Origin of the sequence: Thermus sp. (assembly GCF_039793865.1) — a bacterium.
Lineage (GTDB): Bacteria > Deinococcota > Deinococci > Deinococcales > Thermaceae > Thermus.
In genome coordinates this window covers 1-23,659 of sequence record NZ_JBAMMI010000045.1, presented here as the reverse complement: position 1 = coordinate 23,659, position 23,659 = coordinate 1, and the positions used below count along the sequence as shown (strand labels likewise).

General features: G+C 67.8%; 19 protein-coding genes, 1 tRNA gene and 1 pseudogene. 11 read left to right on the top strand and 10 right to left on the bottom strand.

What is annotated here, in order from left to right; translation table 11 throughout:
- Positions 1-4: 4 nt before the first annotated feature.
- Positions 5-229: pseudogene (locus ABJK26_RS04330) on the bottom strand (carboxylesterase/lipase family protein); the annotation flags it as partial.
- 151 nt (positions 230-380) lie between these two features.
- Here ABJK26_RS04330 and ABJK26_RS04325 point away from each other — a divergent pair.
- The 4 genes from ABJK26_RS04325 to ABJK26_RS04310 all read left to right on the top strand — a co-directional run bounded on the left by ABJK26_RS04325 (position 381) and on the right by ABJK26_RS04310 (position 4,375).
- A complete protein-coding gene (locus tag ABJK26_RS04325; RefSeq protein WP_347241015.1) occupies positions 381-1,964 on the top strand; it encodes an IS200/IS605 family accessory protein TnpB-related protein in 1,584 nt (527 codons plus the stop codon).
- Positions 1,965-2,095: 131 nt separating this feature from the next.
- Complete coding sequence (locus ABJK26_RS04320; RefSeq protein WP_347241014.1) at positions 2,096-2,716, top strand: ribonuclease HII; 621 nt, start codon at positions 2,096-2,098, stop codon at positions 2,714-2,716.
- A 29-nt stretch (positions 2,717-2,745) separates the two neighbouring features.
- Complete coding sequence (locus ABJK26_RS04315) at positions 2,746-3,216, top strand: DUF4384 domain-containing protein (RefSeq protein WP_347241013.1); 471 nt, start codon at positions 2,746-2,748, stop codon at positions 3,214-3,216.
- Positions 3,217-3,295: 79 nt separating this feature from the next.
- Positions 3,296-4,375 carry a TRAP transporter substrate-binding protein gene (locus tag ABJK26_RS04310; protein WP_347241011.1) on the top strand — a complete coding sequence of 360 codons (1,080 nt, stop codon included), beginning with the start codon at positions 3,296-3,298 and terminating at the stop codon, positions 4,373-4,375.
- Positions 4,376-4,441: 66 nt separating this feature from the next.
- On the opposite strand, the gene ABJK26_RS04305 is transcribed toward ABJK26_RS04310, so the two are convergent.
- The 4 genes from ABJK26_RS04305 to ABJK26_RS04290 form a co-directional block, all read right to left on the bottom strand.
- Entirely contained in the window at positions 4,442-5,917 is a 1,476-nt protein-coding gene (locus ABJK26_RS04305) for a TRAP transporter large permease subunit (RefSeq protein ID WP_347241010.1), read from the bottom strand.
- Complete coding sequence (locus ABJK26_RS04300) at positions 5,917-6,456, bottom strand: TRAP transporter small permease subunit (protein WP_347241009.1); 540 nt, start codon at positions 6,454-6,456, stop codon at positions 5,917-5,919. Before ABJK26_RS04300 ends, ABJK26_RS04305 begins: the two co-directional genes overlap by 1 nt.
- A 91-nt stretch (positions 6,457-6,547) precedes the next feature.
- Entirely contained in the window at positions 6,548-8,131 is a 1,584-nt protein-coding gene (locus ABJK26_RS04295) for a phosphoglucomutase (protein ID WP_347241008.1), read from the bottom strand.
- 49 nt (positions 8,132-8,180) lie between these two features.
- Positions 8,181-9,986, bottom strand: a complete 1,806-nt coding sequence (locus ABJK26_RS04290) for a peptidyl-prolyl cis-trans isomerase (protein ID WP_347241007.1) — start codon at positions 9,984-9,986, stop codon at positions 8,181-8,183.
- A gap of 44 nt (positions 9,987-10,030) precedes the next feature.
- Between ABJK26_RS04290 and ABJK26_RS04285 the strand changes: the two genes are divergently transcribed.
- From ABJK26_RS04285 to ABJK26_RS04275, 3 genes are all read left to right on the top strand, one after another.
- Positions 10,031-10,107 (top strand) — tRNA-Arg (locus ABJK26_RS04285).
- Positions 10,108-10,199: 92 nt separating this feature from the next.
- Entirely contained in the window at positions 10,200-11,333 is a 1,134-nt protein-coding gene (locus ABJK26_RS04280) for an MFS transporter (RefSeq protein WP_347241006.1), read from the top strand.
- Positions 11,334-11,342: 9 nt separating this feature from the next.
- Positions 11,343-12,149, top strand: coding sequence for a universal stress protein (locus ABJK26_RS04275; RefSeq protein ID WP_347241005.1), 807 nt, complete (start codon positions 11,343-11,345; stop codon positions 12,147-12,149).
- A gap of 21 nt (positions 12,150-12,170) precedes the next feature.
- Here the strand turns inward: ABJK26_RS04275 and ABJK26_RS04270 are convergent, their stop codons facing one another.
- Positions 12,171-12,518, bottom strand: coding sequence for a phage holin family protein (locus ABJK26_RS04270; RefSeq protein WP_347241004.1), 348 nt, complete (start codon positions 12,516-12,518; stop codon positions 12,171-12,173).
- A 107-nt stretch (positions 12,519-12,625) separates the two neighbouring features.
- Between ABJK26_RS04270 and rtcB the strand changes: the two genes are divergently transcribed.
- The gene (gene rtcB, locus ABJK26_RS04265; protein ID WP_347241003.1) at positions 12,626-14,056 is read left to right on the top strand and encodes an RNA ligase RtcB; all 1,431 of its coding nucleotides are present in this window, start codon (positions 12,626-12,628) and stop codon (positions 14,054-14,056) included.
- Between the two features lie 35 nt (positions 14,057-14,091).
- Positions 14,092-15,552 (top strand): phosphodiester glycosidase family protein, encoded by a 1,461-nt coding sequence (locus ABJK26_RS04260; RefSeq protein ID WP_347241002.1) that lies wholly within the window; start codon positions 14,092-14,094, stop codon positions 15,550-15,552.
- Here ABJK26_RS04260 and pyk read toward each other — a convergent pair.
- From pyk to dnaA, 4 genes are all read right to left on the bottom strand, one after another.
- Positions 15,549-16,973: a pyruvate kinase gene (pyk, locus tag ABJK26_RS04255; protein WP_347241001.1), complete on the bottom strand. Its 1,425-nt coding sequence runs from the start codon at positions 16,971-16,973 to the stop codon at positions 15,549-15,551. The two genes, ABJK26_RS04260 and pyk, sit on opposite strands and share 4 nt — an antisense overlap.
- Positions 16,960-18,228, bottom strand: coding sequence for a phosphopyruvate hydratase (gene eno, locus ABJK26_RS04250; protein ID WP_347240999.1), 1,269 nt, complete (start codon positions 18,226-18,228; stop codon positions 16,960-16,962). The genes pyk and eno overlap by 14 nt, the downstream gene beginning before the upstream one ends.
- 43 nt (positions 18,229-18,271) lie before the next feature.
- Positions 18,272-19,390 (bottom strand): DNA polymerase III subunit beta, encoded by a 1,119-nt coding sequence (gene dnaN, locus ABJK26_RS04245; protein WP_347240997.1) that lies wholly within the window; start codon positions 19,388-19,390, stop codon positions 18,272-18,274.
- Between the two features lie 298 nt (positions 19,391-19,688).
- The gene (gene dnaA, locus ABJK26_RS04240) at positions 19,689-21,002 is read right to left on the bottom strand and encodes a chromosomal replication initiator protein DnaA (protein ID WP_347241037.1); all 1,314 of its coding nucleotides are present in this window, start codon (positions 21,000-21,002) and stop codon (positions 19,689-19,691) included.
- A 62-nt stretch (positions 21,003-21,064) separates the two neighbouring features.
- Here dnaA and mnmG point away from each other — a divergent pair, with 62 nt between their 5' ends.
- Positions 21,065-22,855 carry a tRNA uridine-5-carboxymethylaminomethyl(34) synthesis enzyme MnmG gene (gene mnmG / locus ABJK26_RS04235; protein WP_347240996.1) on the top strand — a complete coding sequence of 597 codons (1,791 nt, stop codon included), beginning with the start codon at positions 21,065-21,067 and terminating at the stop codon, positions 22,853-22,855.
- A gap of 25 nt (positions 22,856-22,880) precedes the next feature.
- On the top strand, positions 22,881-23,609 hold the full coding sequence (rsmG, locus tag ABJK26_RS04230; protein WP_347240995.1) for a 16S rRNA (guanine(527)-N(7))-methyltransferase RsmG: 729 nt from the start codon (positions 22,881-22,883) through the stop codon (positions 23,607-23,609).
- The last annotated feature ends 50 nt before the right edge of the window (positions 23,610-23,659 follow it).

The window sequence follows — 23,659 nt, the reverse complement described above, 5'->3', positions numbered from 1 at the left end:
GCCCCTAGAGTAGCCCAAGGGCCTCGAGGGTGCGGCACCGCTCCCCGTAGGGGTCGGGGAGGAGGCCCACGGGGACGTCCAGCCGCAGGACCTGGCCCTCCCGGTAGAGGGGCCAGCGGGGCCACCCCCCGGGCTCCCCCTCCCGGGCGAAGGCCGTCCAGTAGCGGCGCATCTTCCGGCCCAGGTGCTCCGCCTCCTCCCGGGCCTTCTCCCCGAGGAAGAGGGGGAGGTGCAAACAGTTGAAAAATATCCCACAAAACCGCATACTTCCTCTCCTCCACGCTCGCTTCGTTCAGAAGCGCAAAAGCTCACGGAGGTCGGCAAAAGGTCAGCGAAGCTATCTTGATCAGCGAAGCTATCTTGAGGCGGAGAGGGGTAAAATGAGGCCAGGAATGCGCAAGGGCGAAGCCCCAAAGCTCTTTCTAGGTATCCACGCCCGCCTGGTTTTCCCCGACCCCGAAGACGAGAAGGCGGTCCTGGACCTGATGCGCCGCTTCTCCAGCGCGGTGAGGTTCGCCTACAACCGCCTCCTTGAAGGAAAGGACCGGAAAGAGCTCAAACGGGCGGACCGGCCCCTCTGCACCCTCTTCCGCTTGAACACCCGCTACGCCGACGGGGCGATAGAGAAGGCCAAGGCCCTCCTCGCTTCGGCGGAGGAGCTCGGAAACGACCCCCGCAAGGTGGTCTTCGGGGGGAGGGGACTCTTTGAGCAACTGAAGCGTAAGCACCTCTCGGGGAGGCCCCTGGAACACCTCAAGCGCAGGTGGAAGGAGAAGCGCCAAGGTACCCTCTACTCCCGAGGGGACGGGACCAAGGGAGGCAACCTCAACCTGAGGCTTCTCCCTAAAGATGGGGCCCTGTGGCTCCGGGTCAACCTGGGGGACGGGAGCCATGCCTATGCCCTGGTGAAGACGGGCCACCCCCACCTGAACCTCCTCCTGGAGAGGGTCTACGCCTCCTTGCCCTACAACGTGGAGCTCTCCTTGCGGGACGGCAAGGTCTACGCCCACCTCTCCTGGGGCGAAGCCCTTCCCCCTCCCGTCCACACGAAGGAGAACGGGGTCCTGGGGATGGACGTGAACAGCGACCCCTACCACCTCGCCCTCGCCGTGGTCTCCCCCGACGGGAACCTGAAGCGCTACCTGACGATCTCTCTGGAAGAAGTAGACGCCGCCCCCAACAAGGGGGCCAAGGAGCTGCTCCTCTGGAAGATCGCCCACCAGCTGGTGGCGGTGGCGGAGGAGGAGGGCACGGCCATCGCCACGGAGAGGCTGAAGCATCTCAGGAAGTCCCGGAGGGGCGACGGTTCCGGTCGTTGGTTCCGCAGGAAGCAGCACCGCTTCGCCCACCGTTCCCTCTTGGAGAAGATTCACTCCCTGGCCCGTAAGCGGGGCGTGGAGGTGGTGGAGGTGAATCCTCAGGACACCTCCACCATCGGGATGCTCAAGTACGCCCCTCAGCTTTCCCTGTCCAAAGACGTCGCCGCCGCCTTCGTCATTGGGAGGCGGGCCTTGGGCTTTGCCGAGAAGCTTCCCAAAGGGTACGAAGCCCTTCTCCGCGACCCATCCTTCCTCGCCCACGCCGAGGGGTTCTACCCAAGCCGCCTCCAAGAACTCGCTACCCTGAAAGAGGCGGAGAAGAACCGCTACCTCAGGCGGAGGCTTTCCCGGGAGATGGGGAAGGCCCGCCGAGCGCTTTCCCTTCTTTCTGCCTTTCGGGGTTCTCCAGGGAGCCTAAGGGGGTCAACCGTTGGAAGGAACCCCCCTGGCGCCAATCCCTGGCGGGTCCTGAGGGAGGCCCTTTTCCTTCCTCTCCTCGGGCGCGAGGTGCCGAGAGACCTCTCTCCCCTCAAGCCCGTCCTGAACCTAGCTCCACCGACTCTGGGACCGTGGGAGAGGTGGAAGGGAAGCCTAGGCCCCCATCCTGGTGGGGGGTCGGCGTACAGAAATGTGCGCTTTAACTAACCAGGAAGGGCATGGCCTGGAGGTTCCCGGTGGCGGCCAGGAAGCCCTGGGCCAGGCCCAGGCTTCCGAGGAGGAAAATGGGGGCAAGGCGCATGGATTCATTCTATAGGCCCCGAACGTATAATCCCCCCGTGGAGGGCTTGGCTCCCCTGGAAGCGGGGTTTTGGGCCCAGGGCCTCAAGGTGGCGGGCCTGGACGAGGCGGGCCGGGGGGCCTGGGCCGGGCCCATCGTGGTGGGGGCGGTGGTCCTCCTCCCCGGGGCCTACCCCTTCCGGGACTCCAAGCTCCTCTCCCCCAAGGAGAGGGAGCGCCTGGCGGAAAAGGTCAAGGAGGTGGCCCTGGGCTTCGCCCTGGGGGTGGCGGAGGTGGAGGAGGTGGACCGGCTCGGGGTCCTCGAGGCCACCCTCCTCGCCGCAAGGCGGGCCCTCGCCGGGCTAAGGCCGCCCCCAGAGGCCCTGGTCACCGACTACCTCGCCCTTTCCACCCCCCTTCCCCTCCTCGCCCCGCCCAAGGCGGACGAGCAAAGCCCCACGGTGGCCGCGGCCAGCATCCTGGCCAAGGTCCACCGGGACCGGATCATGGCCGAGCTGGACCGCCTTTACCCGGGCTACGGCTTCGCCCGGCACAAGGGCTACGGCACCCCCGAGCACCAAGAAGCCCTCCTCGCCCTGGGGCCTTCTCCCGTCCACCGGAGGCGCTTCGCCCCCGTGGCCCGGGCCCCCTTAAGGTTTCCTGAAGGCGGGGAGGGCTAGGAGGGCGTACCCTAAGGGAGGAGGTCGGCATGCGCTTCCTCTTGGTGCTCCTTGCGGGGTTCCTCTCCGCTTGCACCGTGACCCTCGAGGGCCTCACCCTCACCTACCGCTTTGGCTATAGCCCCGCCATCCTGCGCTTTGAGCCGGACCGGGGCGCGGGGGCCACCTATTTCCTCGGGGAGGAGGTCCGCTTCCTCCTCACCCTGGCCGAGCCCGGCTGGGTGAGCCTGGTGGTGCAGGACCCGGACGGCTACACCTACGAGCTGGACCGCTTCTACCTGGAGGGGGGCACCCACGTTCTGCCCCCTGGGCCCTACCGCTACACCACGGCCCCGCCCCCGGGCCTCCACCGGGTGCGGGCCGTTTACACGGAGAGCCCCCCAGCCGGGGTGCGCCTCCAAGGGGTCTACACCAACTGGGACGCCCGGCTAAGGGTGTACCTCGAGGCCTCCGGGGCCCGGCGCTACGACGTGGCGGAAACGTATTTTTATGTGCGCTAGCCCCGAGGCCTTGGGAAGGGTCTTGCGCTTCCAGCGGGGGGGCGGGGTATAATCCCCCCGGAGCGCGAAGGAGGTCAAAATGAAGCGGCGCGACTTTCTGAAGAAGGCGGGTATCGGCATAGCGGCGAGCGCGGCCTTCGGCCCGGTCTTCGCCCAAGGGTCCCCCACGGTGCGCTGGCGCCTGGCCTCTAGCTTCCCCAAGAGCCTGGACACCATCTACGGGGCGGCGGAGGTGCTGGCGGAGCGGGTCTCCGCCCTCACCGGGGGGAGGTTCCAGATCCGCGCCTACCAGGCGGGGGAGATCGTGCCGGGCCTCCAGGTGATGGACGCCGTGCAGCAGGGCACGGTGGAGGCGGGGCACACGGCGAGCTACTACTACGTGGGCAAGGCCCAGGTCCTGGCCTTTGACACCGCGGTGCCCTTCGGCCTCACCGCCCGGCAGCAGAACGCCTGGATGTACCACGGGGGCGGGATCGAGCTTTTCCGCCCCATCTTCGCCGACTTCGGCATCATCCAGTTCCCGGGGGGCAACACCGGGGTCCAGATGGGGGGCTGGTTCCGGAAGGAGGTCAAGAGCCTCGCCGACCTCAAGGGCCTCAAGATGCGCATCCCCGGCCCCGGGGGGCAGGTGATGAGCCGCCTCGGCGTGGTGCCCCAGGTCCTGGCGGGCGGGGACATCTACCCGGCCCTGGAGCGGGGCACCATTGACGCCACGGAGTGGGTGGGCCCCTACGACGACGAGAAGCTGGGGTTCTACAAGGTGGCCAAGTTCTACTACTACCCCGGCTGGCACGAGCCCGGGCCCATGCTCTCCTTCTACGTGAACCTCAAGGAGTGGCAGAAGCTGCCCAAGGAGTACCAGCAGGCCTTTGAGGTGGCCGCCGCCGAGGCCAACCAGTGGATGATGGCCAAGTACGACCGGGTGAACGCCCCCGCCCTCCAGCGCCTCATCAAAAACGGGGTCAGGCTCCGCAAGTGGCCCGCCGAGGTGATGAAGGCGGCCCAGAAGGCAGCCTTTGACTGGTACGAGGAGGAGGCGGCCAAGGACGCCACCTACAAGAAGGTCTACACGGCCTGGAAGAAGTTCCGGGAGGAACAGTACCGCTGGTTCGCCGTGGCCGAGCTGGGCTACGAGCAGTTCGCCTTCCCCGGGGTCTAGGCCCTAAGGAAGGCGGTCTCCCCCTGGCCTAAAGGCCAGGGGGTTCTTTACGCCACCCCGGAGGCGCTACCCGATGAAGGCGTAGACGATCCCGGGGAAGAGGAGGAGGATCAAGACCATGAGGAACTGAATGAGGATGAAGGGCACGGCCCCCCAGTAGATGTCCACGGTGCTCACGCTCTTTGGGGCCACGCTCCTCAGGTAGAAGAGGGCAAAGCCGAAGGGAGGGTGCATGAAGGAGGTCTGCAGGTTGACCCCAAGAAGCACCCCGAAGTAGATGAGGTTGATGTCCATGGCCTTGACCGCCGGGGCGAGGAGGGGGAGGATGATGAAGGCGATCTCAAAGTAGTCCAGGAAGAAGGCCAGGAAGAAGACGAAGAGGTTCACCAGGAGGAGGAACCCGAGCTGGCCCCCCGGGAGGTTCTTGAGGAGCTCGGCCACCCAGAGGTCCCCGTCAATGCCGTAGAAGACCAGGCTGAAGATCCGGGAGCCCACCAGGATGAAGACCACGAAGCTGGTGAGCTTGGCGGTTTCCCGGAGGGCCTGGGTGAGGAGCTCGAGGTTCAGGCGGCGGCGGCTTAGGGCCATGAGGAGGGCCCCCACGGCCCCCATGGCCCCGCCCTCCGTGGGGGTGGCGATTCCCAGGAAGATGGTGCCGAGCACCAGAAAGATGAGGACCAGGGGAGGGATCATCACCCGGAAGACCCGGGCGAAGAGGGGGTTGGTCCGGTAGAGGTAGAGGGTGAGGAGGGCCGCCAGGGCGAGGAGGAAGAGGTCTAGCCCGGGGCTAGGGGAGGCCCCGAAGGCGGAGAGCCCCCAGGGGACCAGGGCCAGGACCAGGTAGCCGAGAAGCCCCAAGAGGGCGCCCCGCTCGTACCCGGCGAAGGGCCTGGCCTCCGGGGGCAGGGCCGGGGCGGCCTTGGGGTTGAGGAGGGTGGTGAGGAAGACGTAGAGCACGTAAAGCCCCGTGAGCATGAAGCCGGGAACGAAGGCCGCTTTGTACATGTCCCCCACGGAAACCCCAAGCTGGTCGGCCATGACGATGAGGACCAGGCTTGGGGGGATGATCTGGGCCAGGGTGCCGCTTGCGGCGATGACCCCCGTGGCGAGCCGGGTGGAGTAGCCGTAGCGGAGCATGATGGGCAGGGAGATGAGCCCCATGGCGATGACGCTCGCCGCCACAATGCCCGTGGTGGCGGCGAGGAGGGCCCCCACGAAGATGACCGCGTAGGCCAGCCCCCCCCGCACGGAGCCGAAGAGCTGGCCGATGGTGTCCAGGAGTTCCTCGGCCATGCCGCTCCGCTCCAGGATGAGCCCCATGAAGGTGAAGAAGGGGATGGCCAGGAGGAGCTGGTTCTGCATGGTGTCAAAGATGCGCAAGGGGATGTTCTGCAGGAGGCCCAGGTTGAGGTAGCCGTAGTGCATGCCCAAGAAGGCGAACCCAAGGCCCACCGCCCCCAAGGAGAAGGCCACGGGGTAGCCCAGGAGGAGGACCACCACCAGGCTCAAGAACATCAGGGGGGCCATCAGCTCAAAGGACATCACACCACCTCCTCTTGGGCTTCGGCGGCGAGCTCCAGGTGCCCCGTGAGGGCGGCGATGCGCTTGATGAGCTCCGAGATCCCCTGGAGGCCCAGGAGGGCGAGGCCCACGGGCACCGCCAGCTTGATGGGCCAGCGGGGGAGGCCCCCGGCGTCAGGGGACATCTCCCGGATCTTCAAGGACTCCAGCACGATGGGCCAGGAGAGCCAGAGGACGAGGCCCACCATGGGCAGGAGAAAGAAGAGGGTACCCAGGAGGTCTATCCAGAGCTGGGCCCGTTTGGGGAGCTTGCTGTAGATCACGTCCACCCGCACGTGGCCGTTGTGCTTCAGGGTCCAGCCCGCGCCCCAGAGGAAGATGAGGGCGAAGAGGTACCACTGGGCCTCGAGGTAGGCGTTGGAGCTATAGCGGAAGGCGTAGCGCATAAGGGCGTTCCCGGCCGAGAGAAGAGTTACAATGAGGACCAGCCAGACGTTGAACCGACCGACGCCCTCGTTCAGGGCGTCTATAGCTCTGGAAAGGGCGAGCAGGCTACGCATGTTTTAACCTCCCGGTGTAAACCTGCCCTATCCTACCCGGGGGGCGTAGAGCTGTCAACGCGCCCCGTGCTGGAAACCAAGGCGCAGGTACTCAGGCGAGGGCCTGGACCACCAGGGCCAAGGCCGCCTCCAGGACCTCCTGGAGGTGGGCCTCCCCCTTGAAGCTTTCGGCGTAGACCTTGGCCACGTCCTCGGTGCCGCTGGGCCGGACGGCGAACCAGGCGTTTTCCGCCACCACCTTGAGGCCTCCAAGAGGCTCCCCGTTTCCGGGAGCGCGGGTGAGCACCGCCAGAATGGGCTCCCCGGCGAGCTCCTTTGCCCGCACCGCCTCCGGGGTAAGGCGGGAGAGCCTGGCCTTGGCCTCGGGGGCGAGGGGAAGGTCCTTGCGCAGGTAGTAAGGGCGGCCCAGGGCCTCGGCCAGGTCCTCGTAGAGCTCGTCCGGGGCTTTTCCCCGCTTGGCCATGAGCTCGGCGGCGAGAAGCCCCATGAGAATCCCGTCCTTGTCGGTGGAGAAGGGCCTGCCGTCAAAGCGAAGAAAGCTCGCCCCGGCGCTCTCCTCCCCCCCAAAGCCAAGCCATCCCGCAAGAAGCCCCTCCACGAAGTACTTGAACCCCACGGGGGTCTCGTAGACCTCCCGCCCCAGGGCCTGGGCCACCCGGTCCAGGAGGGCGCTGGTCACCGCCGTCTTGCCCGCCTTGGCCTTGGGCCAAGCCCGGGTGGCAAAGAGGTGATGAAGGGCCGCCGCCAGGTAGTGGTTGGGGTTCATCAGGCCCCGCGGGGTGACGATGCCGTGGCGGTCGGCGTCGGGGTCGTTGCCGATGGCGAGGTCAAAGCGCTCCCTTAGGGCAAGGAGGCCCGCCATGGCGTGGGGGCTGGAGCAGTCCATGCGGATTTTGCCGTCGTGGTCAGGAGGCATGAAGCGGAAGGTGGGGTCCAGGGTGGGGTTCACCACCTCCAGGTTGAGCCCGTGGGCCTCGGCGAGACGCTCCCACACCTTAAGGCTCGCCCCGCCCAAGGGGTCTACCCCGATCCGGAGGCCCGAGGCCCGGATGGCATCGAGGTCCACCGCCTCCCCTACCCGCGCCACGTAAAGCCCGGCGTAGTCAAAGGGCTTGGCCCGGGAAAGGGCCTCCTTCAGGGAGAGGCGCTTCACCCCCTTGAGGCCCTCCTTGAGGAGGGCGTTGGCCCTTTCCTCTATGGCCCGGGTGGTGCGGGTGTCCGCCGGCCCCCCCGTGGGGGGGTTGTACTTGAAGCCCCCGTCCTCCGGGGGGTTGTGGCTCGGGGTGAGGAGGACCCCGTCGGCCTTGGCCCCGTGGTGGGCGTTGTGTTCCAGGATGGCCAGGGAGACCAAGGGGGTGGGGGTGTAGCCCCCTTCCGCCTCTATCCGCACCTCTATCCCGTTGGCGGCGAAGACGCCTAGGGCCGTGGCCCAGGCGGGCTCGGAGAGGGCGTGGGTGTCTTTGGCCAGGAAAAGGGGCCCGGTGGCCCCAAAGCCTGCCCTTAGGTCGGCGATGGCCTGGGCTATGGCCAGCACGTGGGCCTCGGTGAAGGTGGCCTTGAGGCTGGTGCCTCGGTGGCCGCTGGTGCCGAAGGCCACCCGCTCTAAGGGGTTTTCCGGGTCCAGCTGGGCCTCGTAGTAGAGGGTGAGGAGCCGGAGGAGTTCGTTAGGTTCCATGGCTCCATCCTAACCAAGGGGAGCCCCCGGGGCCTTGACCGCACCACGCTCAAGGTTTCGCCGGGGTTTCCCCTGGAGCCTCCTTAGGCTTCTCCTCCGTCTTGGGGGTGAGCTCCGCCAGCACCTGGCTCAGGCGGTTTTCTATCCTGGCCTCCTTGCGCAAGGCCTGGAGGAGGGCCTGGGCCTTTTCCTGGCGCTTCTTGGCCACCACCCTATCCAGGGCCTCCTCCTTGACCGCCTCGTAGGGCTTCAGGACCTCCGGCTTGCGGTCCTTGATGAGGAGAACGGCGAAGGTCCCGTCCTCCAGCTTCACCACCTCGCTCACCTCCCCCAGGGGACCCTTGGGGAAGGCCTCCTTCACCTTGAAGACCAGGCGGTCCAGCACCGCCGGGAGCTGGTTGGGGCTCACGGTGCCGTGGTCGGTGACGCTGCCCTCGTGGGCCTTGGCCAGGGCCTCGAGGTCCTGGGCCCTCAGGGCCGCTTCGCGGAAGGCCTTAGCCTTGGCCTCCTCCTTGAAGACCACCTCCACCACCCGGGCGCTGGCGGGAAGGGTGAAGAGGGCGGGGTTTTCGGCGTAGAACTTCTTGGCCTCGGCCTCCGTGGCGGTCGCGTCTCGGGTCTCGTAGAGGAGGTAAGCCTGGGCGATGGCGTCCTTGGTGCCGATGAAGGGCTTCCCACTCTTCCCCGCCGCCTCCACCAGAAGCTCCCGGTCTATGAGGCTCTCCAGGGTCTGGGGAAGAAAGAACTGGACGGCGAGCTCCCCCAGGCCCTGCTGAACCAGGGCCTGGGTCTGCTGGCTGGAGAAAACGGGCTGGAGCACCTCGCTGAGGAGGATCTCCTTGGCGTTGACCTTGGCCACGGGCGGGTTCTTGTAGGCGTAGGGGATGTTCTCGGCGAAGCGCACCTGGGCCTTCTTGCGCAGGTCCTCCAGGTAGGCCTCCAGGGCCCCGTTCCCCTTGGCCTCCTGGGCGTCCTTCTCCACCCGGTCCTTCACCTCCTCAAAGGCGGGCACCTTGGGGGGCAGGTAGGCCTCCACCTTCACCAGGTAGTACCGCCCCGCGGCCTCTACGGGCCCCACCAGGCCCGGGCCCCTGAGGGCGAAGACCTCCTGGGCCACCGCCTCCGGGAAGACCACCTGGGTCACGGGCTTGGGCTCCGTCTCCCCGGGGCCCGCCCCTAGGGCCCCTCCTTGCTCGGCCCCCACCTTGGAGTGCTGCTTCGCCAAGAGGGCGAAGTCCTCCCCCGCCTTCAGCTTGGCGAGGAGCTCCTCCGCCAGCTTCTTGTCGTCCAGCACGATCTGCCGGGCCAGGACTCGAGGCTCGGTCTTGTAGTTTTCCCGGTGGACCTCAAAGTAAAAGCGCGCCTCCTCCGGGGTGGGCTTGGCGGCGGAGCGGATCTGCTCCAGGCGCTTCTGGATCTGGAGCTGGGCCTTGATCTCCTGGCGAAGCTCGGCGTCGGTGTAGCCCACCTGGTTGAGGAACTGCTCGTAGGCCTTCTTGTCCTTCAGGCCGTACTGCTCGCGGATGCGGTCCACCTCCTTGCGCACCTCGGCGCTCCCCACCCGGATGCGGGCGGCGTCTTGCCTTAGGGCCTCGGTGAGGATCACCTGCTCCAGAAAGTGGGTGTCCACCAGGGTCTTGAGAAGCCCCTGGGGGTTGGCGGCGTAGAGGGGGTCATTGCCCTGGAGCCTGAGGAGGTCCAGCTCGTAGACCGCCTTGCCGTTGACCCAAAGGACGGGCTTGCCCCGGGCCGTCTGCCCCGCCTTGGGGGTAAAGAGGAGGATGGCCCCCACGGCGAAGGCCAGGGCCAGCAAGCCGAAAAGGATGGTGACGAGCCTCTTGTTGATGCCAAACACTTGACCGCCTCCTTCTTCCCGTGCTATAGTACTCCCGCTTGAGTGCGCCCGTAGCTCAGCTGGACAGAGCGTCGGCCTCCGGAGCCGAAGGTCAGAGGTTCGAGTCCTCTCGGGCGCGCCATTTTCTTTTGGCCCTTCCTTGGCTTCCGGAAAGCCCCAAGCACGTGGGGATTCTAACACACCCTTCCTGAGAAGCGGGTTTAGCATGGAGGGGTGCTGCCCCTCCTCCTCGCCTGGCTCCACACGGTCAACGACCTCTTCGGGAACTTCCTCACCCCCCTCCTCCCCAAGCTCATGGCCCACTTCGGCGTGGGCCTGGGAACGGCGGGGCTTTTGGTCTCCGTTTACTCCCTCACGGGAAGCCTCCTCCAGCCCTTCGCCGGCCTCGTGGCCGACCGGATGGACCGGAGGCTCCTTTCGGCTTTGGGGCCGGTCCTGGTGGCCTTGGGGATGGGGTCCATGGGCCTTTGGCCTCGCTTTGAGCTTCTGCTTTTGGCCCTCGGCCTGGCGGGCCTGGGCTCGGCCCTCTTTCACGCCTCGGGGGCCAGCCTGGTGGGGGAGTTCGCCCCGAAGGAGCGCAGGGGGTTTTGGCTTTCCTTCTTCGGCTCCGCGGGCTACCTGGGGCTTTCCCTGGGCCCCATCGTGGCCCTCTTCACCGTGGGGGCCCTGGGGCTTAGGGGACTCCTTTGGCTCACCCCCTTGGCCCTTCTTCCCGCCCTGGCCCTCCTCCGCCTTCCCCCGGTGCGGCGCCGAGGCAAGCCCGCCGGGGTGAAGGACTTCCTCCGGGTCTTCCGGGGGGACGTGGCCCGGCTTTGGGGCATGGCCACCCTGAGGAGCCTGGTCTTCATGAGCTTTTCCACCACCTTGCCCTACTGGTTCGCCCAGAGGGGTCTCTCCGACGCCTACACCGCCTTAAGCCTCTCCGTCTACAGCTTCTCCGCCACCTTGGGCACCTTCCTCGGGGGCACCCTCTCGGACCGGCTGGGGCGGAAGGCGGTGCTCCTCAGCACCCTCTCCTTTGGCCTTCCCCTTTACCTCGGCCTCCTCCTCTTCCCGCCGGAAAACCCCCTGTACCTGCTCCTCCTCGCCGCCACCGGGGCCCTGATGAACGCCGGGATTCCCGTGGCCGTGGCCCTGGCCCAGGAGCTGGAGCCGGCCCAGACGGCCACGGTGTCCGGGCTCCTCATGGACTTCACCTGGGGGTTCGCCGGGCTTTTCTACGCCCCCATCGGCCACCTCATAGAAACCCTGGGGGTCATGCCCGTCCTTTTGGCCCTGGGAAGCCTGATCCTGCCCGCTTGGGCGCTGGCCAGGGGGGTGAGGGAACCCGAGCGCAAGGCGGCGTAAGATGGAAGCATGCGGATCCTCCTCGCCACGGACGGCTCGCCCCAGGCCAAGGGGGCGGAGGTGCTGGCGGAGTGGCTGGCCTACAAGCTCTCGGCCAAGCTCCTTCTCCTCTACGTGCGAGACGTCCGCCTTTTGCGGGGCCTCGAGCCCTTGGACCTGGGAGCCCTCACCATCCCCCTCCCCGTCTACCGCCAGGAGCTGGAGAGGGTCCTGACCCTCAAGGGCGAGGCTATAATAGATAGCTTACAAAAAAGTGCCCGGGAGGCGGGCATAGAGACCGAGACCCTCATGGAAACCGGCCTTCCCCACGAGGTCATCCTGCGCCACGCCCGGGGGGCGGACCTCCTGGTCCTGGGCCGAAGCGGCGAGGCCCACGGGGGAAGCTTCCTGGGCCTGGGGAGCACCGTGGACCGGGTGCTCCGGGCCTCCCCCATCCCCGTGGTGGTGGCCCCCGTGGACTACGTGGCGCTGGAGGGGGCCCTCCTCGGGTACAACGCCTCGGAGAGCGCCGTGCGGGCCATGCACACCCTGGCCGCCCTGGCCAGGCCCCTGGGGCTTAGGGTGCGGGTGGTGAGCGTCCACGAGGATCCCGTGCAGGCGGGCTCCTGGGCCCTGGAGGCGGAGGCTTACCTGAAGGACCAAGGCCTCGAGGCGGAGGCCCTGGCCCTCTCCGGGGACCCCGCCGAGCACCTTCTGGCCCTGCAAAACCCCACGGACCTCCTGGTCCTGGGGGCCCCGGTGCAGAGGTTCCTCCTGGGAAGCACGGCGGAATACGTGGTCCGCCACGCCGTGGGGCCGGTCCTCACCGCCCGATAAGGTCCAAGTGATGGAAAACCGCTAGTCCCGGAAGAGCCAGTTGAGGAAGAGGCTCACCAGGGAAAGGAGGAAAGCTCCCAGGAGGGCCTCGAGGAAGCCCTGGACCTCCAGGGCCGTGGCCTGGGCCACCAGGTAAAGGAGGGCGCCGTTCACCACCCAGGTGAAAAGCCCCAGGGTGAGAAGGTTGAGGGGGAGGGCGAGGAAGAGGAAAAGGGGGCGGAGAAAGGCGTTGGCCAGGCCCCAGATGGCTCCGGCCACCAGGTAGTCCAAAAGCCCCGCCCCGGGAGCGAAGGCCACCCCGGGGTAGAAAAGGCTCACCAACCAAAGGGCCAGGGTGTTGAGAAGAAGCCTTAAGAGAAGGCCGCGCATGGCCTAAGCCTACACCCGGACGCATAGCCTTGACGCATACCGCATACCGGGGTAGCCTGAAGGTAAGCCCGGGCCCAAAAGCCCGGCGGTTTTTTTGGGAGGGCGCCATGCGCTTTGAGAGGATCGCCCCCTTCACCTACCGCATCCTCCGGCAGGGGAAGATGCGGGTGGACGCGGTCTTCTTCGCCTCGGAGGAGATTCTGAAGGACCTCGAGGCCGAGGGATACGCCTCCTTGCAGCAGCTCATGAACGTGGCCACCCTCCCGGGCATCGTGGAGCCCGCCCTGGCCATGCCCGACATCCACTGGGGCTACGGCTTCCCCATCGGGGGGGTGGCGGCCTTTGACCCGGAGGAGGGCGGGGTGGTGAGCCCGGGCGGAGTTGGTTTTGATATAAATTGTGGGGTCCGCCTCCTTCTTTCCCACCTCACCCTGGAGGACCTCCTGCCCCGGCAGAAGGAACTCGCCGACGCCCTCTACCGCCTGGTGCCCTCCGGGGTGGGGAGCGAACGGCGGGACGTGCGCTTCAGCAAAAAGGAGCTCAAGGAGATCCTCAAGGAGGGGGCGGGCTGGCTCGTGAAGCGGGGCTTCGGCTACCCCGAGGACCTGCGCTTCATTGAGTCCGAGGGCCGCCTCCCCTGGGCCAACCCCGAAAAGGTCTCGGAAAGGGCCTTTGAGCGGGGGGCCCCCCAGATCGGCACCCTGGGGAGCGGGAACCACTTCCTGGAGGTGCAGTACGTGGACGAGGTCTACCACGAGGAGGCCGCCCGGGCCTTCGGCCTCTTCAAGGGGCAGATCACCGTCCTCATCCACACGGGAAGCCGGGGCCTCGGCCACCAGGTCTGCCAGGACTACGTGGAGCGCTTCCTCAAAGCCGCCCCCCGGTACGGCATTGAGCTCGTGGACAAACAGCTCGCCGCGGCCCCCATAGGGAGCCCCGAGGGCCAGGACTACCTCCAGGCCATGGCCGCCGCCGCCAACTTCGCTTTCGCCAACCGCCAGCTCATCGCCCACTTCGTGCGGGAGGCCTTTGAGAAGGTGGGCTTTAACCCCAAGGACCACGGCCTTAGGGTCCTCTACGACCTCGCCCACAACAACGCCAAGTTTGAGGAGCACGGAAGGAGGCGGGTCCTGGTCCACCGCAAGGGGGCCACGCGGGCCTTCGGCCCCGGCCACCCGGAGATCCCCGAGGAGTACCGGGAGGTGGGCCAGCCCGTCCTGGTGCCGGGGGACATGGGGCGCTACTCCTATGTTCTCGCAGGCACGGAGAAGGCCATGGCGGTCTCCTTCGGAAGCAGCTGCCACGGGGCCGGGCGGAAGATGAGCCGCCACCAGGCCAAAAAGGTGGCCCGGGAGCGGAACCTGGTGAAGGAGCTCGCAGAAAGGGGCATCCTGGTCCGGGCCGCCACCCGGGCCACGGTGGACGAGGAGATGCCCGAGGCCTACAAGGACGTCTCCTTGGTGGTGGAGGCGGTGGAGGGGGCGGGGATCGGGAAAAAGGCGGCCCGCCTCAGGCCCCTCATCGTGGTGAAGGGATAACCCGCTTCTCACCCGGGCCTGGTTTCCTGTGGGGGATGAGGTCCTTCGCCCTCCTCCTCTTTTGCGGCCTCGCCCTGGGCCAGACCCTCCTTCCCGCGGAAAGCCTCGGCCTCACCTTCCGGGAGGAGGCCGGGGCCTGGGTGTACGAGGGATTTGGGAAGCGCTACGCCTACATCCCCGGGGTGGGCTGGGCCGAGCCCTTGGGGGGGGAGCTCCCGCCGCCCCAGGGGGACCGCTTTCCCCTGGAGGCCCTTAAATCCCTGGGCCACTTCCGGGTGCCCGAGGCGGGGGCGCGTTTCGGGAACAAGCCTTCGGGGCTGAGGGTGGTCCTGGACCTGCCCGCTCCTTACCCGGCCGAGCCCCAAGAGGAGCGGGGGAAGGCGGGGACCACCCTCCACCTGCCTTACCTCGCCCCGGACCTCCTCGAGGCCCCCTGGCCCGCGGGCCTAAGGGCTCAAGTGCGCCTCCTCCCCGAGGCCACCGAGCTCGCCTTGAGGGCGGAGCAGGGCCGCCTCTACTACCGCCTCTTCCCCCTCGAGGACCCCCCCCGCCTGGTCCTGGACCTCTACCTCCTCGCCCCCGAGGTGGAGGAGGCCTTGGCCCCGGGGGTGCGCTACCGGGAGGTCTACGCCTTCACCCCCGAGCCCCTGAGGCTTTACCTGGTGGAGGCGGAAAGGGGAAGGCTCCTCCCCGTGGGCACTCCGGGGAAGAGGGCGCTTCCCCAGGACCTGGCCCCGGGCGCCCTCGCCGTCCTGAACGGGGGCTACTTTGACCCCAAGAGCGGGACCCCCATCGGGCTTTGGGTGCAGGACGGGGTGACCCTCTCCTACCCCTACGGCCGGGTGGCCCTCCTTTGGGACGGGTTCGCCTTCTTCCTGGACTACCCTAGGTTCCTCGCCGAGGCGGTGGGGCCGGATGGAAACCGGGTCCGGGTGGGGGTGAACGCCTCCCGCGCCCGCTACACCGCCCACACGGTGCCGGGCCCCGTAGGCCGGGAGGGGGAAGGGGTGGCCTTGGTGCGGGAGGACCGGGTGGTGGCCCTCCTCCCCGCCCCGGCCGAGCTTCCCCCAGGAGCCTGGGCCCTCACCTTCCCCAAGGAGGCTCCCCCTTTTCCCCTTGGGGTGGGGGACCGGCTCGCCCTCTACGGCGCCCTCAACCCCCCCTTCCGCTACGCCCTGGAAGGGGGGCCTCTCCTCCTCAAGGAGGGGCGGTACGCCTACGACCCCAGCAAGGAGAACTTCAAGGACCCTAGGCCCCTCCAGGCCGTGGCCCCCCAGGCGGCGGTGGCCTGGACCAAGGAGGGGAGGCTCTGGCTCCTCGTCTCCGAGCCCACCACCCCCGGGGTCCTGGCCCGGGCCCTCCTCTCCTTAGGCGCCTGGAACGCCCTCCGCATGGACGGGGGCGGCTCGGCCCAGCTCTGGGTGAAGGGGCGGCTCAGAAGCCCTTACCCGGGCTCCCCCAGGCCCGTGGTGAGCGCCTTGGCCCTCTTCCCCTAGGCCACCCGCTCCACCCGGAGGAGGTTGGTGGTCCCCCGGACCCCAAAGGGCACCCCGGCGGCGATGACCACCCGCTCCCCCACCTGGGCGAGGCCCAAAGCCTTCACCTCCCTAAGGGCGATGCGCACCATGTCGTCCGTGTCCTGGGGGTCCGGGGCCAGGTGGGGCACCACCCCCCAGACCAAGGCCAGCTGGCGCTCCACCTCGGGGCTAGGGGTGAGGGCCAGGATGGGTACCTGGGGCCGGGTGCGGGCGATCCTGCGGGCCGAGCTTCCCGTGGCGGTGAAGACCACGATGGCCCGGGCTCCCACGGCCTCCACGATGTCGTCGGCCGCCTGGGCGATGGCGTCCTGGGTGGTGGGGGTGGGAGAGGGCCTGAGGACGTTGAGCTTCTGCACAAACTCGGGGGAGGTCTCCACCGCCTTGGCGATCCTGCTCATCATGGCCACCGCCTCCACGGGGTAGGCCCCGGCGGCGGTCTCCGCCGAGAGCATCACCGCGTCCGTGCCGTCAAAGATGGCGTTGGCCACGTCCGAGGCTTCGGCCCGGGTGGGGCTGGGGTTTTGCACCATGGACTCCAGCATCTGGGTGGCGGTGATCACCGGCTTGCCCGCGGCGATGCAGCGGAGGATGAGGCGCTTCTGGACGATGGGGACCTCCTCCAGGGGCATCTCCACCCCTAGGTCCCCCCGGGCCACCATGATGCCGTCGGCCTCCTCCAGGATCTCCTCAAAGCGGGCCACGGCCGAGGGCTTCTCTATCTTGGCCATGAGCCGGGCCCGGGAGCCGTAGCGGGAGAGGTAGTGCCGGGCGAGGAGGAGGTCGTCCCGGGTGCGCACGAAGGAGACCGCCACCCAGTCCACCCCGATCTCCGCCCCCAGGGCCAGGTCCTGGATGTCCTTTTCCGAGAGGGCGGGGATGGAGAGGTCGGCCCCCGGGACGTTGATGCCCTTGTGGTCGGAGAGGATGCCCCCCACCTCCACCAGGGTGTGGATCTCGTCCCCCACCACCTTCTCCACCCGGAGGCGGATCCGGCCATCGTCCAAAAGGAGCACCTGCCCAGGGCGCACGTCCTCGAGGAGCCCCTTGTAGGTGAGGGAAACCCGGGTCTCGTTCCCCTCCACGGGGAGCCGGGTAAGAACGAAGGGTTGGCCCGGCTTGAGCTCCACCCGGCCCTTCTGAAAGCGGCCGATGCGGATCTTGGGGCCCTGCAGGTCTTGGAGAATGGCCAGGGTCCTGCCAAGCTCTTGGGACACCTCCCGTACCCAGGCCGCCTGCCTCCTGTGGTCCTCAGGGGTGCCGTGGCTGAAGTTCAAGCGGAAGACATCGGCCCCTGCCTCGGCCAAGGCCCGGATGGTTTCCTTGGTGTCCGTGGCCGGGCCCAGGGTGGCCACGATCTTGGTGCGCTTAAAAGGCCCCATAGCCCAGGAAGCGGGCCGCCTGGCCCAGCTCCTCCTCGATGCGCAAAAGCTGGTTGTACTTGGCCAAGCGGTCGGAGCGGGAAAGGGAGCCGGTCTTGATCTGGCCGGCGTTCACCGCCACGGCCAGGTCGGCGATGAAGGGGTCCTCCGTCTCCCCGGAGCGGTGGCTGATCACCGCCCGGTAGCCCGACCGGTGGGCCAAGCGGATGGCCTCGAGGGTCTCGGAGAGGGTGCCGATCTGGTTCACCTTGACCAGGATGGCGTTGGCCACGCCCCGCTCAACGCCCATGCGGAGCCTTTCCGGGTTGGTGACGAAGAGGTCGTCCCCCACCAGCTGCACCTTCTCCCCGAGTTCCTGGGTGAGAAGCCTCCACCCCTCCCAGTCGTCCTCGGCCATCCCGTCCTCGAGGGAGCGGATGGGGTACTTCTCCACCCACCGCGCCCAGAAGGCCACCATCTCCTCAGGGGTCAGGACCTTGCCCTCCCCCTCCAGGTGGTATTTCCCGTCCCGGTAAAACTCGCTCGCCGCGGGGTCCAGGGCCAGGGAGACCTCCTCCCCAGGGGTGTACCCCGCCCGCTCAATGGCCTGGAGGAGGAGCTCCACCGCCTCCTCGTTCTGCTTCAGGTCCGGGGCGAAGCCCCCCTCGTCCCCCACGTTGGTGCTGTAGCCCCTTTCCTTCAGCACGCCCTTGAGGGCGTGAAAGACCTCGGCCCCGATGCGCAAAGCCTCGGAGAAGCTTTCCGCCCCGGCGGGCACCAGCATGAACTCCTGGAAGTCCAGGCGGTTGTCGGCGTGCTTACCGCCATTGATGACGTTCATCAAGGGAACGGGAAGGACCACTCCCTGAACCCCACCCAGGTAGCGGTAGAGGGGTAGCCCCAAGGCCAAAGCCGCCGCCCGGGCCGTGGCCAAGGAGACGGCCAGGATGGCGTTGGCCCCCAGGTTCGCCTTGTTGGGGGTGCCGTCCAGCTCCAGCATGGCCCGGTCCACCCCCTCCTGGTCCAGGGCATCCCGGCCGATGAGCTCGGGGGCGATGCGCTCGTTGACGTTCTCCACCGCCCGGCGCACCCCCTTGCCCAGGTAGCGCCCGCCCCCATCCCTTAGCTCCAGGGCCTCATGGGCGCCCGTGGAGGCCCCGGAGGGCACCAGGGCCCGGCCCCGCACCCCCCCTTCCAGCTCCACCTCCGCCTCCACCGTGGGGAAGCCTCGGGAATCCAGCACCTCCCGCGCCTTCACGCTGACAATCGTGGTCATGGATCCCTCCTATGGAAGCGCTTCACGCCCCTCCTTTCCAAGCCTACACCCTCAGGGGCACCACCACCGCCCGGTAGCCCCCCTCCCCGGAAGGGCGCACCAGGCTGGGGCTGGTGGGTCCACTCATCTCCAGAAAGGCCTCGCCTTCCAGAGGAGCCAGGGCCTCCAGGAGGTAGCGGGCGTTGTAGGCCAGGCCCATGGGGGTGCCCTCCATGGCCACCGCCACCTCCTCCTGGCCCTTCCCGTAGTCCCCTTCGGCGGAAAGGAGCGCCCGGCCCTCCTGGAAGAGGAGGTCCACCCGGTGGTTCTGCCGGTCCGAGAGCACGCTCACCCGGCGCAGGGCCTCGCGGAAGGGGTCCACCTCGAGGCGCACCCTCAAGGGGAAGTCTTTGGGAATCACCTTTTCGTAGTCAGGAAACTCCCCTTCCATGAGGCGCACGGCCATCCGCACCTCCGCACCCTCCCCCCGCACCGCCAGGCCCAAGGTCCCGGGGCCCAGGGCTAAAGCCACCTCCCCTTCCCCCAGGGCCTTTAGGACCCGGACCACCTCATCGGCGCTCCGGGCGGGGACCACCGCCTTTTTGGCGAAGGGCTGGGGCTTGGGAAGCTCGGAAAGGGCCAAGCGGTAGCCGTCGGAGGCCACCGCCCTCAAGCCCCCTTCGGAAAACTCCAGCTGCACCCCCCGGAAGATGGCCCGGTACTCCTCGTTGCTGGCGGCGTAGCGGACCTGGGTAAGGAGGCGGAGAAGGTCGCCCGCGGGGATATGGGCCTGCAGGGGAAAGGCTTCGCTGGGCCCCTCGGGTTCGGGGAAGAGAAGCTCGGGGTAACCCTCCACGGGAGCCAGGCTCAGCCGGGTGGTGAAGCGCCCCGAGGAAAGCTCCAGCTCCCTCTCCAAGGAAAGGACCGCCTCTTCCCCTGGGAGGCTCCGCACCAGCTGGAAGAAGGGCTGGGAAGGAACGAGGTAAGCCCCCTCCCCCTGAACCCGGGCGGGAAGGCGGATCTCCAAGTCCACCTCCCCGTTGGAACCGAAGAGGACCAACGTTTCCGGCCCCGCGGCCAGGCCCGCGTAGGTAAGCAAGGGGTTGGAGCTCCTAGAGGGAATGACCCGCTCCAGAAGGGCGATCTGCTCGGCTAGGAGGTTTTTTGGAAGGGCTAGCTTCATCTCTCGCTCCTCTCCTTACTGTTACTACCAAGTGCTTTTAAAGATTTTAAAGATCCGTAGCTGTAGTAGTAGGGCCTGTGGATATGTGGATAAGTGGGGGAAAAACCGCTCCTGGAGGGCATAGGGTTTGTGGATAACCCTTGTGGAAAACCCAGGCCCCCTTGTGGATAACCTGTGGATAACCGGCGGGTTATCCACAGGGTCCCGACCCCCCTGGGTTGTCCACAGGTTGTCCACAAGGTTATCCACAGGGAAGGGTGGGTTATCCACAGGGTTATCCACAGGTTATCCACAGGCCTCACCCCAGCTTCGCCCGGAGGGCCCGGAGCAGGGCTTGCACCTCCCGGTCGGTTTCCGAAAGCTCCTGGACCTTCTGAATGGCGTAGAGGACCGTGGCGTGGTTCCGACCCCCGAAGAGCTGGCCGATGTCGGGGAGGGAGGAGCTGGTCAGGTCCCGCACCAGGTACATGGCGATCTGGCGGGGAAGCACCACCTCCTTCCTTCGGCCGATTCCCAGGAGATCTTCGGGGCGGAGGGCGAAGTGCTCGGCTACCGTGCGTACGATCTCCTTGGGGTCTACCTTCACCTCCTGCAGGGCGAAGATGTCGGAGAGGGCCTTGGCGGCCACGCTTCGGGTGAGCTCCACCCCGTTCAGGGAGGCGTAGGCGATGGCGCGCATGAGGGCCCCCTCCAGCTCGCGGATGTTGGAGGTCACCTGGCGGGCGATGTACTCCAGGACGTCCTCGCTGATGCGGAGGCCCCTTTGCTCGGCGTTCATCTTGAGGATGGCGATGCGGGTTTCCAGGTCGGGGGGCTGGATGTCGGTGATGAGGCCCCACTCAAAACGGCTCCGGAGGCGGGCCTCGAGGGTGAGGATGTCCTTGGGGGGGCGGTCGGAGGAGAGGATGATCTGCTTGTGGGCCTCGTAAAGGGCGTTGAAGGTGTGGAAGAACTCCTCCTGGGTGCGCTCCTTGCCGGCGATGAACTGGATATCGTCCACCAGGAGGAGGTCCACGGAGCGGTAGCGCTCGCGGAACTTGGCCATGCGGTCCTCGCGGATGGCGTTGATGAGCTCGTTGGTGAAGGTCTCCGTGGAGACGTACTCGATCTTCAGGTGGGGGAAGCGCTTGGCCACGGAGTGGCCCACGGCGTGCATCAGGTGGGTCTTCCCCAGCCCCACCCCCCCGTAGATGAAGAGGGGGTTGTAGGCCCGGCCCGGGGACTCGGCCACGGCCACGGCGGCGGCGTGGGCCATGGAGTTGTTGGGCCCCACCACGAAGTTCTCAAAGGTGTACTTGGGGTTGAGCTTGGGCTTTTCGCTTTCCGGCTTGGGGGAGGCGTGGAAGATGTCCTCCTGGACCACGGCCCCCGGCACCACCTTGAGCTCAAAGCGGGGGGCCTGGGCCCCGAGGAGGCTTAGGGCTTCCTGGATGAGCTCGGCGTAGTGCCGCCTTATCCAGTCCAGGGCGAAGGAGGTGGGCACGGCGAGCTCCAACACCCCGTCCCGAACGCCCAGGGGACGGATCCTTTCAAACCAGGTGTGGAACTCCACCTCGGTGATGTTGCGCCGGATGTGCTCCAGGACGTGTTGCCAAACCGCCTCGTGGGTCAAGGCCACCCCCGTCGTCCGGAGGAACATTCTACGCCAGGGGCTTGGGTAAAGTGGAGGGCGGGATGGGGTACGACGTGGTGGTGGTGGGTGGGGGCCACGCGGGCATTGAGGCGGCCTGGGCGGCGGCCGCTTTGGGGGTTCGGGTGGCCCTAGTCACGGTAAACCCCGACCGGATCGGCATGATGCCCTGTAACCCCGCCGTGGGGGGGCCGGGGAAGAGCCAGCTGGTGGCGGAGGTGGTGGCCCTGGGCGGGCTCATGGGCCGGGCGGCGGATGCCGCCGCCATCCACACCCGGGTCCTGAACCGCTCCAAGGGCCCGGCGGTGCAAAGCCTCAGGGTCCAGGTGGACCGGGACCTCTACGCCTTAAAGGCCCAGGAGATCCTCGCGGAAAGGCCCGTGGAGGTCCTCCGGGGCGAGGTGGCGGCCCTCTGGGTGGAGGGGGGGAGGCTTTTGGGCGTCCGCACCGTGGACGGGCGGGGAATCCCCGCCAAGGCGGTGGTGGTGGCGGGGGGGACCTTCCTTTCCGGCGTGGTCTGGTACGGAAGGAAGAGCCGCCCCGCCGGGCGCCAGGGGGAGCCCCCGGCCCGCTTCCTCTCCCAAAGCCTAAAGGCGGTGGGCCACACCTTAAGGCGCTTCAAGACGGGGACCCCGCCCCGGATTCGGGCCGACAGCGTGGACTTCGGGCGCCTCGAGGTGGTCCCGCCCGAGGTGCCGCCCGGGAGTTTCACGGGAAGCCCGGGGCCCCATGCCGAGAGGCTTCCCACCTGGCAGACCCGCACCACCGAGAGGACCCACCGCCTCATCCGGGAGAACCTCCACCTCTCCCCCCTCTACGCCGGGGACATCCAGGGCGTCGGCCCCCGGTACTGCCCCTCCATTGAGGACAAGGTGGTGCGCTTCGCCGACAAGGAGAGCCACCTCCTCTTCGTGGAGCCGGACGGGCTTTCCACCAGCGAGGTCTACCTCCAGGGCTTCTCCTCTAGCCTTCCCCCCGGGCTCCAGGAGGAGATGGTGCGAAGCCTCCCCGGGTTTGAGCGGGCGGTGATTCAGCGCTACGCCTACGCCGTGGAGTACGATAGCTTAGACCCCACGGAGCTCACCCGGGGCCTCCAGTCCCGCTTCCTCCCCGGGCTTTTCAGCGCCGGGCAGGTGAACGGCACCTCCGGCTACGAGGAGGCGGCGGCCCAAGGGGTGCTGGCGGGCCTGAACGCCGCCCGGTTCGCCCTGGGGCTCCCCGAGGTCCACCTTCCCCGGGAAAGCGGCTACATCGGGGTCCTGGTGGACGACCTGGTGGGCCGGGGCACGGACGAGCCCTACCGGATGATGACCTCCCGGGTGGAGCTCCGCCTCCTTTGCCGGGCGGACAACGCCGACGAGCGTCTCACCCCCTTGGCCGTGTCCTGGGGCCTGAGGTCCAGGGAGGACCTCAAGCGGGTGGAGGCCAAGTACCGGAGGGTGGCGGAGGAGCTTAGGCGCCTCGAGGCCTTGCGGGTGGAGGGGGTTTCGGGCCTCCAGTGGCTTAGGCGCCCCGAGAACACCTACCGGGCCCTGGCCGAGCGCTTCCCGCCCCCTTCCCCCCTCTCCCCCGAGGAGGCGGACCAGGTGGAGATCCGGGCCAAATACGCGGGCTACATTGAGCGGCAGGAGCGCCTGCGGGAGAGGATGCGGGACCTCGAGGCTCACCGCATCCCCGAGGGCCTGGACTTCCCTCGGATACCGGGGCTTTCCCGGGAGGCGGTGGAGAAGCTCTCCCGGGCAAGGCCCCGCACCCTGGCCGAGGCCGCCCGGATCCCCGGGCTACGGGACTCCGATCTCACCGCCCTCTTGGTCCACCTGAGGCGGTGGGGGTAGTGTTTCACGGGAAACAGGGGGCGGGATGGGCCTGACGGAGGAAGGGGAGAGGCTTCTTTTGGAGGGGGGGCGGGCCCTGGGCCTGGACCTGAGGCCCCACCTTCCCGCCTTTTCCCTCCTTTACCAGCTCCTCATGGCCGCCAACCAGAGGGTCAACCTCACCGCCCTCCGCACCGAGGAGGAGGTGGTGGTCAAGCACTTCCTGGACTCCCTCACCCTCCTCCGGCTTCCCCTCTGGGAAGGGCCCTTGCGGGTGCTGGACCTGGGCACGGGGGCGGGGTTTCCCGGGCTTCCCTTGAAGATCGTGCGGACCGAGCTGGAGGTGGTCCTTCTGGACGCGGTTCGCAAGAAGGTGGCTTTCCTGGGGGAGGCGGTGCAGGCCCTGGGGCTGAGGGGGGCCTACCCCCTTTGGGGCCGGGCGGAGGAGCTTGCCCACCGCCCGGAGCATCGCGAGGCCTACGACCGGGTGGTGGCCCGGGCCGTGGCCCCCCTCTGCGCCCTTTCCGAGCTCTCCCTCCCCTTCCTCCGGGTGGGGGGGCGGATGGTGGCTCAGAAGGGGCCTAGGGTGGCGGAGGAGCTAAAGCCCCTTCCCCGGGCCCTGGGCCTCCTCGGGGGCACCCTGGAGGAGGTGCGCCCCCTGCGCCTGCCCTTCCTGGAGGAGGGGCGGGCCCTGGTGGTCCTCTCCAAGGTGGCGCCCACCCCCAAGGCCTACCCCCGCCGCCCCGGGGTTCCCGAGAAAAAACCCTTGTGCTAAGAGGCTGTCGTAAAAGCTCTCCACGGCCAGCTACGCGGCCCTGGCCAGCC

Coding starts and splice junctions, on each gene's coding strand:
- ABJK26_RS04315 (WP_347241013.1), top strand. CDS start 2,746: ATGCGCTTCCTCTTGGTGCTCCTTGCGGGGTTCCTCTCCGCTTGCACC.
- ABJK26_RS04325 (WP_347241015.1), top strand. CDS start 381: ATGAGGCCAGGAATGCGCAAGGGCGAAGCCCCAAAGCTCTTTCTAGGT.
- ABJK26_RS04310 (WP_347241011.1), top strand. CDS start 3,296: ATGAAGCGGCGCGACTTTCTGAAGAAGGCGGGTATCGGCATAGCGGCG.
- rsmG (WP_347240995.1), top strand. CDS start 22,881: ATGGGCCTGACGGAGGAAGGGGAGAGGCTTCTTTTGGAGGGGGGGCGG.
- mnmG (WP_347240996.1), top strand. CDS start 21,065: ATGGGGTACGACGTGGTGGTGGTGGGTGGGGGCCACGCGGGCATTGAG.
- pyk (WP_347241001.1), bottom strand. CDS start 16,973: ATGGGGCCTTTTAAGCGCACCAAGATCGTGGCCACCCTGGGCCCGGCC.
- rtcB (WP_347241003.1), top strand. CDS start 12,626: ATGCGCTTTGAGAGGATCGCCCCCTTCACCTACCGCATCCTCCGGCAG.
- ABJK26_RS04305 (WP_347241010.1), bottom strand. CDS start 5,917: ATGTCCTTTGAGCTGATGGCCCCCCTGATGTTCTTGAGCCTGGTGGTG.
- ABJK26_RS04270 (WP_347241004.1), bottom strand. CDS start 12,518: ATGCGCGGCCTTCTCTTAAGGCTTCTTCTCAACACCCTGGCCCTTTGG.
- ABJK26_RS04300 (WP_347241009.1), bottom strand. CDS start 6,456: ATGCGTAGCCTGCTCGCCCTTTCCAGAGCTATAGACGCCCTGAACGAG.
- eno (WP_347240999.1), bottom strand. CDS start 18,228: ATGACCACGATTGTCAGCGTGAAGGCGCGGGAGGTGCTGGATTCCCGA.
- dnaN (WP_347240997.1), bottom strand. CDS start 19,390: ATGAAGCTAGCCCTTCCAAAAAACCTCCTAGCCGAGCAGATCGCCCTT.
- ABJK26_RS04275 (WP_347241005.1), top strand. CDS start 11,343: ATGCGGATCCTCCTCGCCACGGACGGCTCGCCCCAGGCCAAGGGGGCG.
- ABJK26_RS04295 (WP_347241008.1), bottom strand. CDS start 8,131: ATGGAACCTAACGAACTCCTCCGGCTCCTCACCCTCTACTACGAGGCC.
- ABJK26_RS04260 (WP_347241002.1), top strand. CDS start 14,092: ATGAGGTCCTTCGCCCTCCTCCTCTTTTGCGGCCTCGCCCTGGGCCAG.